This is a genomic window from Streptomyces sp. NPDC001514, from assembly GCF_053597075.1.
This window is the reverse complement of sequence record NZ_JBSFHO010000007.1, coordinates 71,559-87,779: the sequence shown is the minus strand read 5'-3', so window position 1 is coordinate 87,779 and position 16,221 is coordinate 71,559. Positions and strand designations below refer to the sequence as shown.

The 16,221-nt window shown below is 70.4% G+C and carries 15 protein-coding genes; 5 read left to right on the top strand and 10 right to left on the bottom strand.

Annotated features, from left to right (window positions below):
* Positions 1-592: 592 nt before the first annotated feature.
* Positions 593-2,248 carry a recombinase family protein gene (locus ACWCXB_RS10410; RefSeq protein ID WP_450721119.1) on the bottom strand — a complete coding sequence of 552 codons (1,656 nt, stop codon included), beginning with the start codon at positions 2,246-2,248 and terminating at the stop codon, positions 593-595.
* A 90-nt stretch (positions 2,249-2,338) separates the two neighbouring features.
* On the opposite strand from ACWCXB_RS10410, the gene ACWCXB_RS10405 reads away from it, so the two are divergent.
* Complete coding sequence (locus tag ACWCXB_RS10405; RefSeq protein WP_450721117.1) at positions 2,339-3,043, top strand: DsbA family oxidoreductase; 705 nt, start codon at positions 2,339-2,341, stop codon at positions 3,041-3,043.
* 31 nt (positions 3,044-3,074) lie between these two features.
* Positions 3,075-4,121, top strand: coding sequence for an aminotransferase class V-fold PLP-dependent enzyme (locus tag ACWCXB_RS10400; protein ID WP_450721115.1), 1,047 nt, complete (start codon positions 3,075-3,077; stop codon positions 4,119-4,121).
* On the opposite strand, the gene ACWCXB_RS10395 is transcribed toward ACWCXB_RS10400, so the two are convergent.
* Complete coding sequence (locus tag ACWCXB_RS10395) at positions 4,070-4,630, bottom strand: MarR family winged helix-turn-helix transcriptional regulator (RefSeq protein WP_450721113.1); 561 nt, start codon at positions 4,628-4,630, stop codon at positions 4,070-4,072. The genes ACWCXB_RS10400 and ACWCXB_RS10395 overlap by 52 nt on opposite strands.
* A gap of 155 nt (positions 4,631-4,785) precedes the next feature.
* Between ACWCXB_RS10395 and ACWCXB_RS10390 the strand changes: the two genes are divergently transcribed.
* Entirely contained in the window at positions 4,786-5,862 is a 1,077-nt protein-coding gene (locus ACWCXB_RS10390) for an alkene reductase (protein ID WP_450721111.1), read from the top strand.
* A gap of 238 nt (positions 5,863-6,100) precedes the next feature.
* Here ACWCXB_RS10390 and thpD read toward each other — a convergent pair whose 3' ends face one another.
* From thpD to ACWCXB_RS10365, 5 genes are all read right to left on the bottom strand, one after another.
* Entirely contained in the window at positions 6,101-6,991 is an 891-nt protein-coding gene (thpD, locus tag ACWCXB_RS10385; protein ID WP_450721109.1) for an ectoine hydroxylase, read from the bottom strand.
* Between the two features lie 2 nt (positions 6,992-6,993).
* Complete coding sequence (locus ACWCXB_RS10380) at positions 6,994-7,398, bottom strand: ectoine synthase (RefSeq protein WP_450721107.1); 405 nt, start codon at positions 7,396-7,398, stop codon at positions 6,994-6,996.
* Positions 7,399-7,437: 39 nt separating this feature from the next.
* Positions 7,438-8,706, bottom strand: a complete 1,269-nt coding sequence (gene ectB / locus ACWCXB_RS10375; protein ID WP_450721105.1) for a diaminobutyrate--2-oxoglutarate transaminase — start codon at positions 8,704-8,706, stop codon at positions 7,438-7,440.
* Positions 8,707-8,752: 46 nt separating this feature from the next.
* Entirely contained in the window at positions 8,753-9,250 is a 498-nt protein-coding gene (gene ectA, locus ACWCXB_RS10370) for a diaminobutyrate acetyltransferase (protein ID WP_450721103.1), read from the bottom strand.
* Between the two features lie 341 nt (positions 9,251-9,591).
* A complete protein-coding gene (locus ACWCXB_RS10365) occupies positions 9,592-10,695 on the bottom strand; it encodes a pyridoxal-phosphate-dependent aminotransferase family protein (RefSeq protein WP_450721101.1) in 1,104 nt (367 codons plus the stop codon).
* Positions 10,696-10,781: 86 nt separating this feature from the next.
* Between ACWCXB_RS10365 and ACWCXB_RS10360 the strand changes: the two genes are divergently transcribed.
* Entirely contained in the window at positions 10,782-11,873 is a 1,092-nt protein-coding gene (locus ACWCXB_RS10360) for an amidohydrolase family protein (RefSeq protein WP_450721099.1), read from the top strand.
* A 270-nt stretch (positions 11,874-12,143) separates the two neighbouring features.
* Positions 12,144-13,088 (top strand): SCO1860 family LAETG-anchored protein, encoded by a 945-nt coding sequence (locus ACWCXB_RS10355; protein ID WP_450721097.1) that lies wholly within the window; start codon positions 12,144-12,146, stop codon positions 13,086-13,088.
* 712 nt (positions 13,089-13,800) lie between these two features.
* Here the strand turns inward: ACWCXB_RS10355 and cobC are convergent.
* From cobC to ACWCXB_RS10340, 3 genes are read right to left on the bottom strand one after another with little or no spacing between them, the layout of a single operon-like run.
* Positions 13,801-14,859, bottom strand: coding sequence for an Rv2231c family pyridoxal phosphate-dependent protein CobC (gene cobC, locus ACWCXB_RS10350; protein ID WP_450721095.1), 1,059 nt, complete (start codon positions 14,857-14,859; stop codon positions 13,801-13,803).
* The gene (locus ACWCXB_RS10345) at positions 14,843-15,679 is read right to left on the bottom strand and encodes a sirohydrochlorin chelatase (protein WP_450721093.1); all 837 of its coding nucleotides are present in this window, start codon (positions 15,677-15,679) and stop codon (positions 14,843-14,845) included. The genes cobC and ACWCXB_RS10345 overlap by 17 nt, the downstream gene beginning before the upstream one ends.
* A complete protein-coding gene (locus tag ACWCXB_RS10340) occupies positions 15,676-16,212 on the bottom strand; it encodes a cobalamin biosynthesis protein (protein ID WP_450721091.1) in 537 nt (178 codons plus the stop codon). Before ACWCXB_RS10340 ends, ACWCXB_RS10345 begins: the two co-directional genes overlap by 4 nt.
* Positions 16,213-16,221: the final 9 nt, after the last annotated feature.

Sequence of the window (16,221 nt, the reverse complement as noted above, 5' to 3'; positions counted from 1 at the left end):
CTCAGCAGGAACTAGAAAATACTGCTGCGGTGAGACCTTCCAGCAGTGCGAGACGCGATATCCGTAGTCGGTACCGCCGTGAGTGTGTGCGCCCTTACAGAATGGGCAGCGAGGTACGCGCAGCGAGGGTCCGCCGAATTTGTCGGCAGGCTCCAGGATTGCTGATACGCGCGGTAGGTCGTCCATGTGGTGTCAGTCCTTTTGGGTACAAGAAAGCCCCCAACCGGACCGGCTTACCTCACAACCTGACACCACATCCGCTGTGAAGAAGCCAGCCCAGTTAGGGGCCAGGGTCAGGCTTTACCCGAGCCTGTACGGGTGTTCATGGTCCCGGGATTGATGTGGTGTCAACCGGGAGATACGTTTTCGCATCTTCGAAGGGAAGTGAGCGAGTCGAATGCTTTTCGGCGCGCTCGCCATTTCCCCCTCTATGTCTTACCTAGCGAGTCGACTGCCCGCAATTCGGGCATCCGTTTGAAAACGTTCACGGGAATTGCTTTTCGTTATGGACCCGTTATGGATAGGCAGCGAAAAGCCCCCATTCCGGCGCTCGGCCAGAATGGGGGCCTGTCTCAATGACACCGCGTGGGTGTCAGCGCTGTTCCTCCCACGCATCGAATGCAGCGTCTGTCTGGCTCGTGTCCCGCTCCCGCCAGTCGGGATCCAGTCGCTCAAGGATCGGTGTCCGGTCCCCCCGGTACCGCGCTGGCTTCAGCGTGATCCTCCGCAGCGTCGCCCGGAGTAGTGCTCGCTGCCCGCTGATTCCTGCGGCACCCCACAGGTCTGCCAGCGATTCCGGGTCCATCAGCGGCGAAAGGTCGGCATCCTGCGACAGATCGGCCAACTCCGCCTTAAGGGAAGCGATTTGGCCAGTCAGCGCGCCCGAAAGGAACTCGTAATCCTCCTCGCTGATGGTCCCCGCCACATAGCGCTCAGTGCGCAAGCGGAACTGCCGAGAAGTCGCCGACTCAAGCGCAGCGCTTACCTGTACCCGCCGGGCCTCTGTCTCCGGGTCTCGGTAGGCGAGCCATTCCCGCGCTATCTCGTGAACCACCGGCGAATCCGGCGACAGATTCAGCACGTGGTTGACCCACAGCGTGGCTACCGCCTCATCAGCGCGGGTGCGCTCAGTAGAGACCCCCTTGCACGACGACGGGCCCTCTACCTGACGGGCGTAACAGCGGTAGTTCACCCCGCCGTTAGCCATAGCACCGCCACAGAGTCCGCAGCGCAGGAGTCCGGACAGCAGAGCCACAATCTCCCGCTTCCCGCGCGTCCGGTCGCCGATGGACGTTCCGGGTTGTGCGCGGTCGGCGAGAATTGCCGCAATCTTGACGTGCTCGGCAAACGTGATCACACCCTGACCCAGCGAGATCGGGTGTCCGTTCCTGTCCAGTAGCGGAGTCCCGCCCCGATGGTACTTACCGAGGGGCTTTCCCTTGTTGTCATGCATCATTTCGCGATTGGCGACCAGTCCAGCCCACGTCACGCTGTGGGCCAGCGACGCGATGCCCGGCCCTTTCCAGGTCTTACCGTGCCGCGTGAGCACCCTTTCGCTGTTGAGCTGGTCGGCTATCCACCCTGGCGTTTTGCGGTCGAGCAGCCATTCGCCGATCCTGCGCGCTGTCGGGTACTCCGTGGGATCGTGCTCCAGCTTTCCGTCCCTGGCGCGGAGGCCGTACGGGGTTACTCCGCCGGTGAATCGCCCGTCTGCTTTGTTGGCGTCAATGCCGAGTTTGGTGAACTGTGAAATGTCGGCTGCTTGATCGCGCGCTTGTTCGCTGAGAATCGCAAGGACCATGCGGCTACGCGTTGAGTCGATATTCTCGGCGACGACATAGATGCGCGCCTCTTGCTCTTCCAGCGCATCTAGCAGTAGGCCGACCTGGCCCATCCCCCGGCGCGAAAGGCGGGACGTTTTGAAGACGTACAGGGTCTTGGACAACCCAGCGTCGACGATTGCCGCTGTGGCCTTTTCGAATTCCTCGCGGCGGACGTACGCCTTGCTGGCACTCTTCTGCTCAAACCACACGTGGCGGATGCGCTTGCCTTCGTCGTTGGCGCGAGCGCACATGCGGCGCACTTGTTCCCGCAGCGAGGTGAGCGTGTCTTTCTTCTTGCTTCGCCGGACGTACATCTCAGCGAGGGTTGCGGGGGTGCCGGTGGCAGGTTCCCAGAGTCCGAGCTCTTGCAGCTCGCTGTCCTCGAAACCCAGTGCGCGCAGCGCGGGCAGGTCATCCCGTTCCATGGTCCATCCGTTCGCCGAAGTCGTGCCGCCTCGGTGGCCTGAGAGCGAGTGGACTGCCTGAAATAGGCATCACCCCAGGTCAGAGGTGGTATGGCTCCGTTGGTCCATGGGTGCCCCTGGTGCTACATCGGCAAGGCCCGCTTCGAGAAGGGCCTCGCGGCCTTCGCCCACCGCGACGAGATCGAGGTGGTGCACCGCTCCTTCGAGCTCGATCCGAACCGTGCCAAGGGCGACACCGCACCTGTGATCGACATGCTCGCGAAGAAGTACGGACGCACCCTCGACGAGGCCCGCGCCATGGAGGAGCACGTCGCCTCCAACGCGCGCGCCGAGGGCCTCGGCTACCGCACCGAGGGCCGGGACCACGGCAACACCTTCGACATCCACCGCCTGCTGCACCTGGCCAAGGCCCGCGGCCGTCAGGACGCGCTGCTGGATCTCGCCTACCGGGCGAACTTCGCCGATGAGCGGTCCGTCTTCGACCCGGAGGTGCTGGTCGGGCTGGCCGTCGAGGCCGGGCTGGACGAGGACGAGGCGCGCACCGTGCTCGCCGACGAGGACGCGTATGCCGACGAGGTGCGGGCGGACGAGCGGGAGGCCGCCGAGCTCGGCGCCAACGCCGTGCCGTTCTTCGTCATCGACCGCCGCTACGGGGTCTCCGGCGGGCAGCCCGCCGAGGTCTTCACCCGGGCGCTGGAGCAGGCCTGGGAGGGCCGGGCCCTCGTCCCGGTGGGCACGGACGCGGATGCCGCGGCCTGCGGCCCCGACGGTTCCTGCGAGGTCCCGCAGGCCTGATCGTGTGGACAGGGTGGGTACAGGTGGGTACATGGACACTCCGGGAGGCGCCGAGTTCGCGCCGAAGTCGACGTATCTGAACACCTCCGGCTGCGGCCTGCTGCCGCGTCGCACGGTCGAGGCGGTCAAGAAGCTCGCCGAGGAGAACGCGGACGGACGTCCCGACGGCGCGGGCAGCTTCGACTCGATCGAGGCCGCGCGCGCCTCCTTCGCCCGCCTCGTCGGTGTGCCGGCGGAGCGCGTCGCGGTCGGCGGCTCCGTTACCGTACATGTCGCGCTGATCGCGGCCTCGCTGCCGCCCGGCGCCGAAGTGCTCTTCCCCGAGGGCGAGTTCAGTTCCGTGATCACTCCCTTCACGGTCCGGGGGGATCTGAAGGTGCGATACGCGCCGCTCGACGGGGTCGCGGAGGCCGTCGGCCCCGACACCGCGCTCATCGGGCTCTCCGCGGTGCAGTCCGCGGACGGCAGGATCGCGGATCTGCCGGCGGTACGAGCCGCCGCGGCCGCCCACGGCACACGGGTCCTCCTCGACGCCAGCCAGTCCGCGGGCTGGCTGCCGCTGGACGCGGGCGCGTACGACTACACCGTCACGGGTGCGTTCAAGTACCTGCTCTGTCCGCGCGGTACGTCGTTCCTCACCGTCAGCGCCGAGGCGCAGGAGTCACTCGCCCCCGCCCACGCGGGCTGGTTCGCGGCCGAGGACCAGTGGGGGAGCACCTACGGTCCGGTCGAGCGTTTCGCCCCGTCCGCCCTGCGCTACGACGAGCCGCCGTCCTTCCTCGCGTACCACGGCGCCGAGCAGTCCCTCGGACTCCTGGAGGAGATCGGGATCGAGGCGATCCACGCCCACAACACCGCACTCGCGGCCCGCTTCCGGGCGGGGCTGAAGGAGCTCGGGCACGCGCCCGTCCCCGGTGACTCCGGCATCGTCGCCGTTCCCGGACTGGGCGGCCGGCAGCCGGAGCTCGCCAGGGCCGGGGTCGTCGTCTCGGCCCGCGCGGGCAATCTGCGGGCCTCGTTCCACCTCTACAACGACGAGGCGGACGTCGACAGGGCGCTCGACGCGCTTTCGGGCTGAGCCGCCCGTCCCGGGGCCTGCTCGGGGCAGTCCGCGGTCTCCGTGCAGAGGTTCGCCTCGACCTTGGCCAGCAGCCGGCCCAACTCGGCGCGCTCGGCCGGGTCGAGCCCGGCCAGCGTCTGCCGCTCCAGCTCGGTCCAGGCACGCTCCACGGCGGACAGCAGCGCACAGCTCTCGTCGGTCGCCTCGACGAGCACCGCGCGCCGGTCGTCCGGGTCGGGCCGCCGCCGGACGTGCCCGGACTGCTCGAGGCGCTGGAGCATCTTGGTGACGGTGGACGGGTCGAGCTCGCATGCCTTGATGAGCTCCGACTGCCGTACCGGACCGGCCTCCCAGAGACGCATCATCACCATTTCCTGACCCGGGTAGAGCCCGACCTGTTTGAGGAGCCTGCCCGCGGCGATGCGGTGGAGCCGCGCGACCCGGGACACGGCATGGCTGACCGGGCCGCCGCGGGCCGCGGCAGGCAGCGGGTCGTAGGTACAGACGGGGTCGGCCTCGGGCTTCATCGGGCCTCCTCAGGACTCCTCCGGGGGGTTCGCGGGCAACTCCGACGTTCCCACAGACTCCTGCGAACAGATTACCTTGGTCGGCCAAGTAATGCGCTACAGTGGCCACGGCGCATTTACTTGGCCGACCAATTTTGTCTGCTACGGGAGCCCTCATGACCATCGCCTTCGACCCGATCGACCTGTCCGGCACTCGGCTCGCCAATCGCATCGCCATGGCGCCCATGACCCGCAGTCGCGCCTTCGGCCCGGGCCTCACCCCGACCGAATCCACCGTCGAGTACTACGCCCAGCGCGCCGCGGCCGGCCTGATCATCACCGAGGGCATCCAGCCCTCGGTCATCGGTCAGGGCTACCCCGACACCCCGGGGCTGCACAACGCCGAGCAGGTCGCCGCCTGGCGCAAGGTCACCGACGCCGTGCACGCCAACGGCGGCAAGATCTTCGCCCAGCTCATGCACGCCGGCCGGATCGGCCACCCCGTGCTCTGGCCGGACCAGGAACGGCTCAGCGTCGCGCCGTCCGCCGTCGCGGCCGCGGGTCAGCTCTACACCCACGAAGGCCCCAAGGACTTCCTCCCGCCGCGCGAGCTGACCGGCGACGAGGTACGCGCCACCATCGGCGACTTCGCCTCGGCCGCCCGCAACGCGATCGAGGCCGGCTTCGACGGCGTCGAGCTGCACGGCGCCAACGGCTACCTCATCCACCAGTTCCTCACCGCCGCCACCAACCGGCGCACCGACGAGTGGGGCGGCCCCGTCGAGAACCGCATCCGCTTCGCCCTCGAGGTCACCAGGGCCGTCGCGGCGGAGATCGGCGCGGCGCGCACCGGTCTGCGCCTCTCGCCCGGGAACCCTTACAACGACATGGCCGAGACCGACACCGAGGCGACGTACCTCGCGCTGGTCGAGGAGCTGGAGCCGCTGGGCATCGGCTATCTGCACATCACCGAGAACGTCCCCGACTTCCGGGACCTGACGCTGGCGCTGCGCAAGCGGTTCAGCGGCACGTTCGTGCTCAACCCGTCGACCGAGGGCTTCACCGACCACGGCGCGCTGCCGCTGATCGAGGACGGCACGGCGGACATCCTCGCCTTCGGCGCACTGTTCCTGGCCAACCCGGACCTGCCGGCCCGGCTGAAGACCGCGGGCCCGTACAACACCCCGGACACCGCGACCTTCTTCGGTGGCGACGACAAGGGCTACACCGACTACCCGACACTCGCCGGCTGACGTACCGGAACCGGGTACGGAAAACCGGGTACGGAAAGGGGCCGGCCGCGCACCCCGCGACCGGCCCCTGGCCTTTCCTCACCGCACAGGCGTGAAGTCCCGCGCTCCGATGCTGCATTTTCTGGGGGACACCCCCCAGACCCCCGGCCGCCTTCGGGTCACCGCACAGGGGTGAAGTCCCGCGCTCCGATGCTGCATTTTCTGGGGGACACCCCCCAGACCCCCGGCCGCCTTCGGGTCACCCCACAGGCGTGAAGTCCCGCGCTCCGATGAACGACGGCCGCCGCACCGGTGCCGCGAACGGCTCCTGCGCCGCGTTCTCCACGCTGTTGAAGACGATGAAGACGTTGCTGCGCGGATACGGGGTGATGTTGTCCCCGGAGCCGTGCATCGCGTTGCAGTCGAACCAGGTCGCCGAGCCCGCCCTGCCGGTGAAGAGCCGGATGCCGTGCCGGTCCGCGAACGCGGTCAGCGCGCCGTTCGACGGCGTACCGGCGTCCTGCATCTGCAGCGACTTCTTGTAGTTGTCCTTCGGCGTCTCACCCGCGCAGCCCAGGAACGTCCTGTGCGACCCAGGCATGATCATCAGCCCGCCGTTGGTGTCGAAGTTCTCGGTCAGCGCGATCGACACCGACACCGTCCGCATCCGCGGCAGCCCGTCCTCCGCATGCCAGGTCTCGAAGTCCGAGTGCCAGTAGAAGCCCGAAGCCCCGAAGCCCGGCTTGACGTTGATCCGCGACTGGTGGACGTACACGTCCGAGCCGAGGATCTGCCGCGCCCGGCCCACGACCCGCTCGTCGCGCACCAGCGCGGCGAAGACCTCGCTGATCCGGTGCACCTCGAACACCGAGCGCACGTCCTGGGACTTCGGCTCGACGATCGAGCGCTCGTCGGCCCGGATCAGGGGGTCGTTCACGAGCCGGTCCAGCTCGGTGCGGTAGACCGCGACCTCGTCCGGGGTGATCAGCTCATCGACCGCCAGGAAGCCGTCGCGCTCGTACGACTGGAGAGCGGACGGGGCGATCGGGCCCGGCGCGCCGGGCGGGGACCAGACCACCGGGTCCTGGCGGGGGACGGCCGTCTCGGCGGCGCCGCGGGTGGGGTAGAGATCGGTGAGCGCGGTGGTCATGATCAGCCCTCCTCGGCCTCGGTCAGCAGGGGGTAGACGCCGTTCTCGTCGTGGTCCTCCCGTCCGGTGACGGGCGGGTTGAAGACGCACACGCAGCGGAAGTCGGTCTTGGGGCGCAGGGTGTGACGCTCGTGGCCGTCCAGCAGATACATCGTGCCGGGCTCGATCCAGTGCGCCTCGCCGGTCTCGTCGTTCGTCAGCTCGGCCTCGCCCTCCACGCAGAGCACGGCCTCGATGTGGTTCGCGTACCACATCGACGTCTCCGTACCCGCGTAGAGCACGGTCTCGTGCAGGGAGAAGCCGGCCTTCTCCTTGGCGAGCACGATGCGCTTGCTCTCCCAGGTGCCGGACTTCGACCTGATGTGGCGGTCGGTGTTCTCGATGTCCTTGAACGATCGGACGATCACGGTGGTGCGCTTCCTTTCGTACGTACAGGGCGTGCAGGGTCAGGCGGTCTCGCGGACGGCGCGGGAGAGCGTGCGAAGCCCCTCGTCCAGCTCGTCGGGCGTCACGGTGAGCGGCGGCAGCAGCTTCACCACCTCGCTCTCCGGGCCCGAGGTCTCCAGCAGCAGACCGAGCTCGAAGGCACGGGAGCAGACGGCCGCCGCCCGGCTCTTCTCGGCGAACTCCAGTCCCCAGACCAGGCCACGGCCCCGGAAGCGGGCCCCGTGCGCGGAGTTCTCGTCGGCGATCGCGAGCAGCGCCTGCTCGACCTGCTCGCCGCGGGCGAGGGTCTGCTTCTCCATCTGGCCGTCGGACCAGTACGCGTCCAGCGCGGCGGCCGCGGTGACGAAGGCCGGGTTGTTGCCGCGGAACGTGCCGTTGTGCTCGCCCGGCTCCCAGATGTCGAGCTCCGGGTTGAACAGGCAGAGGGACATGGGCAGTCCGTAGCCGCTGATGGATTTCGACAGGGTGACGATGTCCGGGGTGATGCCCGCCTCCTCGAAGGAGAAGAAGGCGCCGGTGCGGCCGCAGCCCATCTGGATGTCGTCGACGATGAGCAGCATGTCCTGGCGGTGGCACAGGTCGGCGAGCGCCCGCAGCCACTCCGGGCGGGCCACATTGATGCCGCCCTCGCCCTGCACGGTCTCGACGATGACCGCGGCGGGCTTGTTGAGACCCGAGCCCTGGTCCTCGAGCAGCCGCTCGAACCAGAGGAAGTCCTGGACCTGCCCGTCGAGATAGTTGTCGAACGGCATCGGCGTGCCGTGCACCAGTGGGATGCCGGCGCCGGCCCGCTTGAAGGCGTTGCCGGTGACGGCGAGCGAGCCCAGCGACATCCCGTGGAAGGCGTTGGTGAACGACACGATCGACTCACGGCCCTTGACCTTGCGGGCCAGCTTCAGCGCGGCCTCGACCGCGTTGGTGCCGGTCGGGCCGGGGAACATCACCTTGTACGGCAGATCGCGCGGCCGCAGCACGATGTTCTGGAAGGACTCGAGGAAGGCGCGCTTCGCGGTCGTCGCCATGTCCAGGCCGTGCGTGATGCCGTCGCGCTCCAGGTAGTCCAGCAGCGCGCGTTTCAGTACGGGGTTGTTGTGGCCGTAGTTGAGTGATCCCGCGCCGGCGAAGAAGTCGAGATAGGTGTGGCCGTCCTCGTCGGTGAGGCGGGCGCCCTGCGCGCGGTCGAACACGGCGGGCCAACCGCGGCAGTAGCTGCGCACCTCCGACTCCAGGGTCTCGAAGACACTCAGGGCGGGCGGGGTGATGGTCACAGCGTTTCACTCCTGATGTGGGGGTCGGACGGAGTTCGAACGTGGATCAGCCGCTGATCGGGCCGATGCGGTACAGCACTTCGGGCTGATGCGCCCCGTCGGGGAACAGTCCGCCGTCGAACAGGACCTCGCGCTCCAGCGACGCGCCGCGCCGGGCGGCGTACGAGCTGAAGAGCCGGTCGGAGGCGGTGTTGTCCGGGGTGACGGTCGTCTCGATCGAGCGGACGCCGCGCTTGGTGGCGACGCGGTGGGTCAGCGCGTCGAGGAGCGCCCCGGCCAGTCCGCGACCGCGGTGCGCCGCGTCGACGGCGACCTGCCAGACGACCAGCGTCTCCGGGCGCTCCGGCCTGATGTAGCCGGTGACGAACGCGATCGGCTCACCGTCCGTACCGCGGGCCACCACGGAGGTCGAGGCGAAGTCGCGGCACCACAGCAAATAGCTGTACGAGGAGTTGAGATCCAGGACCTCGGAGTCCCGCGCGATTCGCCAGATCGCGGCTCCGTCCTCCACTCGTGGGCTGTCGATGCTCAGTGCGGTGGTCATGCGGATTGAATTTAGCGAGCAAATTCGGAGATTGCATCGGGGGATGGGGTTGGGCGACATGGGATTGTGTGTTATCGCGCGGGCGCGCGCGAACGCGAAACGGCCGCGAGCCGTGGTGAACTCTCCCTGTTTGACCGGGAGTTATCGGACAACGAGACTCTTCGATGTGGGGTCGGTCACACACCTGCAACGTGCCCGAAATGCGACGTCGATCTTGTTGGAACTTTGGCGTTTAGCCCCCCGGAAACCGGGCAGAAGAATGCGGGGAGCTGCTCTCGATAAAGCAGCTCCCCGCATTCTTGAATTCATGCGCTATTTATTTGTTTCCAAGATGCCGGACATTACTTGCGCCAGGCGTCGTCGACGGCACGGCGGGCGCCTTCCCGATCCACCTCGCGACCGTATTCGCCGAGCGCCGCGCCCAGCGCCGCCAGCGAGGACGCCACGGCGCCGGGCGTCGCGTCCGCGCCGTAGTGGTTCACCCGGATCATCTCCGCGGACAGGGCCCCACCGCCCGCGATCGGCGGCACCGACGGGTCGGCGGCCAGCGCCTTCGCCACCAGGTCGGAGGCGTCGATCCCCGCCGGGGCGCGCAGCGTGGTCGCCACCGGCGCCGCGTACCGCGCCTCGTGGACGAACGGGACCAGCCCGCCGCCCAGCGCGATCGCACCGGCACGCGTCGCCGCCGCGGCCGAGGCGTGCCGGGCCATCAGCGCGGCCGGCCCCTCCGCCTCGATCCGCTCCAGGCACGCCTCCAGCGCCAGCATCTCCAGCTGGGCGGGCGCGTGCAGAAGCGCCTTGCGGCCGCCGTCGATCCAGCGCTCCTTCCAGTCGAGGAGCGAGAGGTACGAGCGGCGGGGCGCGGCCGGGTTCGCGGCGAACCGCTCCCAGGCGCGCTCGCTCACCGAGACGGCCGACACCCCGGCCGGGCCGCCCATCGCCTTCTGTGCGCCGATCACGCACAGGTCCACGCCCCACGCGTCCGGCAGCAGCGGCTCGGCACCCACCGAGGCGACGGCGTCCAGCATGAACAGGGCGCCATGGGCCCGTACGACCTCGCCGATCTCCGCGACGGGGTTGGTGTTGCCGGTGGCTGCCTCCGCGTGGACGAGCGACACGAAGTCGATCTCCGGGTGCCGCTCCAGCGCCCGGGCGACCTGCTCGGCGGTCACGGCGGTGTGGAAGGGGGCTTCCAGGTCGACGACGGCCGCCCCGCAGTCGCGCAGCCAGTTCCCGAAGGTCTGGCCGTACGGCCCCGTCACCACGTTCAGGGCGGCCGAACCCGGCCGGGCGCCGCTGCGGATGCAGGCCTCCAGCGGAAGCAGCGCCTCACCCTGCGTGATCACAACGTCCTGTCCGGTGGAGAGCAGGGCGGCGACCCGCCGCTCGATCGCCGCGAAGTGCGAGGCGGTCAGCGGGGCCAGGTTCAGAAACGGGTGTGTCACGGCGGTGCTCTCTTCGAAACGGAGGTTCAACAGGCGTTCTCGGCTGCCCTCGGTCGAGGGTAGAGCAGGCTCGTAGAGTGCTGGTCATGAGCGATCGCGTGGTGCTGCATATCAAGGGGCGGGTGCTGGTCGGACCGGAGGAGGTCCGGGACGAGCTGTGGGTGGTCGGCGGCCGGATCACGTACCAGCGGCCGGCGGGCGCCCGTGAGGTACGGACCGTGGAGGGCTGGGCCCTGCCGGGCCTGGTCGACGCCCACTGCCATGTCGGGCTCGACCAGCACGGCGCGGTGGACGAGGCGACCAGCGAGAAGCAGGCGCTGACCGAACGGGACGCGGGCACACTCCTCATCCGGGACGCCGGCTCGCCCTCCGACACCCGCTGGATCGACGACCGCGAGGACCTGCCGAAGATCGTCCGGGCCGGCCGGCACATCGCCCGCACCCGCCGCTACATCCGCAACTACGCCCATGAGATCGAGCCCGACGACCTTGTCGCGTACGTCGGGAAAGAGGCGGTGCGCGGCGACGGCTGGGTCAAGCTCGTCGGCGACTGGCTCGACCGCGAGTCGGGCGATCTGGGCGCCTGCTGGCCGCGCGGCGCGGTCGAGGCGGCCATCGCCGAGGCGCACCGGCTGGGCGCACGCGTCACCGCGCACTGCTTCGCCGAGGACTCGCTGCGGGATCTCGTCGAGGCGGGCATCGACTGCATCGAGCACGCGACCGGGCTGACGGACGAGACCATCCCGCTCTTCGCCGAGCGGGGTGTCGCGATCGTGCCGACGCTCGTCAACATCGCTACGTTCCCGCAGCTCGCGGTGGGCGGCGAGAAGAAGTTCCCGCGCTGGTCGGACCATATGCGGCGACTGCACGAGCGCCGTTACGACACCGTCCGCTCGGCGTACGACGCGGGCATCCCCGTCTACGTCGGGACCGACGCGGGCGGCTCCCTGCCGCACGGGCTCGTCGCCGCCGAGGTCGCCGAGCTGGTGAAGGCCGGCATCCCGGCGGTGCAGGCGCTGTCGGCCACGACTTGGGGGGCGCGGAGCTGGCTGGGACGGCCGGGGCTCGAGGAGGGCGCGGAGGCCGACCTCGTGGTGTACGAGGCGGATCCGCGGGCCGACGTACGGGTGCTGGGGGCGCCGCAGAGGGTGATTCTGCGGGGGCGCGTCCTTGCTTGACGGGCGCGTGTCCCTGGGGCGGCGCTGCTCGTTGAGGTACCCGGCGCACGCCCCGTAGGTCCGCCGCAGGAGCGAATCAGGAGAACGTCCGTACCTACGGAATCGAATGCGGGCGCGGAAACACCACTTTGGAGTGAACTCACCACAGGTGTCTGTCGGTTCACTCTCAGTGCGTAAGGATTCCGGTGTTCTCAGTCGCCGCCGTCGCGCACGAGTCCCCGTGGCGGGCGGGCCTGGCGATGTCATGTCTCCTGTGGGGGTTCCACCACCTTGAACAGCAACACCTTCCGCATGCCCGTACGCCGCTCCGCAGCCGCGGCGGCCGCCGTCGCGCTGGCCGCCGGGCCGCTGGCGCTCGCCACCGCACCGGCCGCCCATGCGACGGGCGGCGGCGAAGGGCGGGCGAGTGCGGTCGTGCTCCGAACCGGCCTCGACGTCTCCCTGCTCAACAAGACGGTCGACGTGCCGCTGAAGACCTCCCTCAACGAGGTGCAGGCCCCCGCGAGCACGGAGAAGGCGGAGAAGACCGCGCTCACCGTCCAGGTGGAAGGCGTCGACCAGGGACGGCCGTTCAGCGTGCTGCGCGCGGACGTCGCGAGCGCGAGGGCGACCGCGGACCGGGAGCGGGCCGAGGCGGCCACGACCCTCGCCCATGCGAAGGTGCACGTTCCCGGACTGCCGCTGCTCTCCCTGATCGAGGTCGAGAAGGTCACGGCCCGCGCGGTCTGCGAGGCGGGCAGGAAGCCGGTGGCCGAGTCGAACGTGCTCGGCACGGTCCGGGCGCTGGGGAAGAAGGTCACGCTGACGTCGGGGGGCACGACGCGGATCGAGGTGCCGGGCGTCGGCGACGTCACGCTCGACCTCTCCCGTACGGCGACGACGTCGCGTACGGCCGCGGCGACCGCGCTCGAACTGAAGGTGTCCGTCAACCCGCTGAAGCTGAACGTCGCGGAGGTGGAGGGCGTCGTGACGCTGGTGTCGGCGACGTGCGAGGCGCCTTCGCCTGCGGCTGCGCCTGCCGGTGGGGATGTGAAGCCCCAGACGGGCGCGGAACCGGCTGCCGCCGGGCCGGAGTTGGCGTCCTCCGACGCCGGGGACAACCTGGCGGAGACGGGCGGGAGCGCGACGACGCCGTACTTCGCGGTGGGTGCGATCGCGCTCCTCGCCGCGGGCGGCGCCGCGATTGTGCTGGCCCGCCGTCGGGCCCGGGACTAGCCCCTGGCGGGGTGCCTCGGTGTGCGGGGTGCCTCCGGCGGGGTGCGGTGTGCGCGGTGCCGGGTGGGCGTCCGGTGTGTCCGTCCTCAAGCGCCGGACGGGCTTGGTGCGGCTGCTGTGGGTGGGTGGTGGTGCGGGGCCCCTCCGGGCTCGCCTCCTCGGAAATCGGTGGGTATGGCGTCGTCCGGTACCACCGCCCGATTTCCTGCGGGGGCGACCCTGCACGGCCCCGCCCCGGGTCGTCCCCCGACTGCAGGTCGGGGGGTGACCCCGTGGTTTGTGGGCAGTCGTTCCGCAGGGCGGAACGGGTGGGCACAAACCCGCCCACCGGGGCGAGCCCCCACCGTTCACCACGCCCGGGGTCGCGCAGGGGTCGTGTTCGGGACACTCAAGCGTGATTTGTGGCGCGCGACATGGGCGATGACTGGTGGGTCCGGGGTTTGCGCGCGCCGTAAATCATGCCGTCCCGGATACGAGCCCCGGAGCGGACCCGGACGGCAACCGCCAGGTACCGGGCACCCCCGACCACCCAGCCCGTCCGGCGCTTGAGGACGGACACCCCGGCCCACCCGGCGGCACCGGGTGCACACTCAGCCCGTCCGGCGTTTGAGGACGGACACACCGGTCACCGTCGCGGCACCGGGCAAGCCGGGACGCGACCCGGCCCGGCACGGGCGAGCGGGCACCCCGTACCCCAGGGCGCCCGAAAGCGTCAGGCGCTGCCGACCACCGTCAGTGCCTGGTCCAGCGCTTGGAGGAAGCGGTTCGTCGTCGTACGGTCGCGGACCGCTACGCGAAGCCAGCGGCGGTCCAGACCCGGAAACGTGTCGCCCCGTCGCGCCGCGAACCCCAGACCGCGCAGGCGCTCCCGCACCTCGTCCGCACGCTCCATGCGGAGAAGGACGAACGGCCCCTCCGCCCCCGCCACCGCCCGCACCTCGTCGAACTCCGCCAGCCCGGCCATGAGATGCGCCCGGTCCTTGGCGATGAGTTCGGCCGCCTCGGCGGCCTCCGCAAGTGCCCGGGGCGACATGCACGCCTCGGCCGCCGCCAGCGCCGGCGTCGAGACCGGCCAGAGCGGCTGCGCCCGCTCCAGCTCGGCGATCGTCTCCGGCGCGGCCAGTACGTAACCGATGCGCAGCCCCGCGAGACCCCAGGTCTTCGTGAGGCTGCGCAGCACGACGAGCCCCGGGACGTCGGTCCGCGACGCCAGCTCCTCCGGCTCGCCCGGCACCGCGTCCATGAACGCCTCGTCGACCACCACGATCCGACCCGGCCGGGCCAGCCCGGCGATTGCGCCCGCGGGGTGGAGGACCGACGTCGGGTTCGTCGGGTTGCCGATGACGACGAGGTCGGCCGACTCGGGCACGGCCCCCGGGTCCAGCCGGAAGCCGTCCTCCTCGCGCAGCAGCACTCGCCCTACCGCATGACCCGCGTCCTGCAGCGCCGCCTCCGGCTCGGTGAACTGCGGGTGCACGACCACCGGCCTCCGTACCCGCAGGGCCCGCGCGAGCAGCACGAACGCCTCCGCCGCCCCGGCCGTCAGCAGCACCCGCTCCGCCGGCAGCCCGTGCCGCGCCGCGACCGCCGCCCGCGCCGCACGCCCGTCCGGATAGGCGGCGAGCGATGTGAGCGCATCGGTGATGCGCTCACGCAACCACACCGGGGGAGTGCCGGCACGGACGTTGACCGCGAGATCGGTCAGCCTCCCGTCCCGTACCTCCGCGTCGCCGTGGTGGCGCAGATCGTGGGTGTCAGTGTGCGCTTGCATGAGTGTCCTGCCGCTGAACGGACGGTGGTCGATGCTGTGCCGGTACGGGGACGGACACGGCTTCCCGGAAGCGCTCCACGACCAGATCGGCCAACTCCCCGACAGGACCGATCACTTCCGCGAACCGTATGTCCGTCTCCGGATGCGCCGCCTCCCAGCCCTCCGTGTGCAGCCGCGCCCGCTCCACCGGACCGCCGTCGAACAGGACGTACGGCACGACGACGATGCGCCGCGCCCCGAGGCGTACGCAGCGGTCGAGCCCGGCCGGCACATCGGGCGCGGCGGAAGACACGAACGCCGTCTCGACCCCGGCGTACCCCCGCCCCTCCCACAGCAGCCGGGCCGCCCGGTGCACCTCGGCGTTGGCCTCGGGATCGGTCGAGCCAGGGGCCACGAGCAGGACGGTCACCTCGGCACGGTCCCGCGGCGTACGGCCCGCCGCGCCCGCTCCCAGCGCCTCGTCCAGCCGCCGCTCCAGCAGGGCGAGCAGCGCCGGGTCAGGGCCGAGTGCCCGGCCCCGGGCGACGGACAGCTCGGGATGCTCCTCGCCCGCGTTCGCGAGCGCCTCGGCGATCCCGTCCTCCGTACGCGCGTCGGGCACCAGCGCCAGTGACACGGCGGCGATCCGGCTCGCACCCGCCGTGACGAGCTCGTCCACGGCCTCGGCGACCGGCCACCGGTCGGCCCCGACGAGCCCGCCCGCGACGGGAATCCCGGGGTGGCGTCGGCCCAGCAGTGCCACAAGGTCCTGGAACGCCGCCGCTGCGGCGTCGTGCCGGGCGCCAGGGGCGGCGATGAGCAGTGCGGGCGGGGAAGTCACACGTTCTCCTCGGAAACGGGGCTGTGGTGCCGGTGATGCGGCTCCTGCGGGTGCTGCCGGTATCGATCATGTCCAACGCGGTCGGATCCACGCCGGGCGGGTGCCGTCGGCGTTCCCTCCGGAATCGGAGGGTCCGGAAAAGGGGGGTCCGGAAGCCGTACGATCGCACAGGTCACACTGCCCGGTCGCCCCTGCGCCCCCGACTTCCGTTTCGGTACGAGCAGTTCGCCGCCGCCCGCGAGCGCCGCGGCCTCCGCCACCGACGGCGTGCCCACCGCGTTCCGCGCCGCCCCGGACGGGTGCGGCACGGGCACGAGGGCCAGCTCCTGGGCCGAGTACGTGCGCAGCGGGACGCCGAGCGCGGCAGCGGCGGCGACGAGCCCCGGCTCGGCCGCCTTGCTGTCCACCGTCGCCAGGGCGACGACCGCCCCCGTCGGCTCTCCGGCCTCGCGCAGCACATGGCGGACCAGCCCGAGCACCTCGTCGAAGGGCGCACCGCGGCGCGCGCCGATGCCGACGACGAGAGCACTCATGGCGTGGCA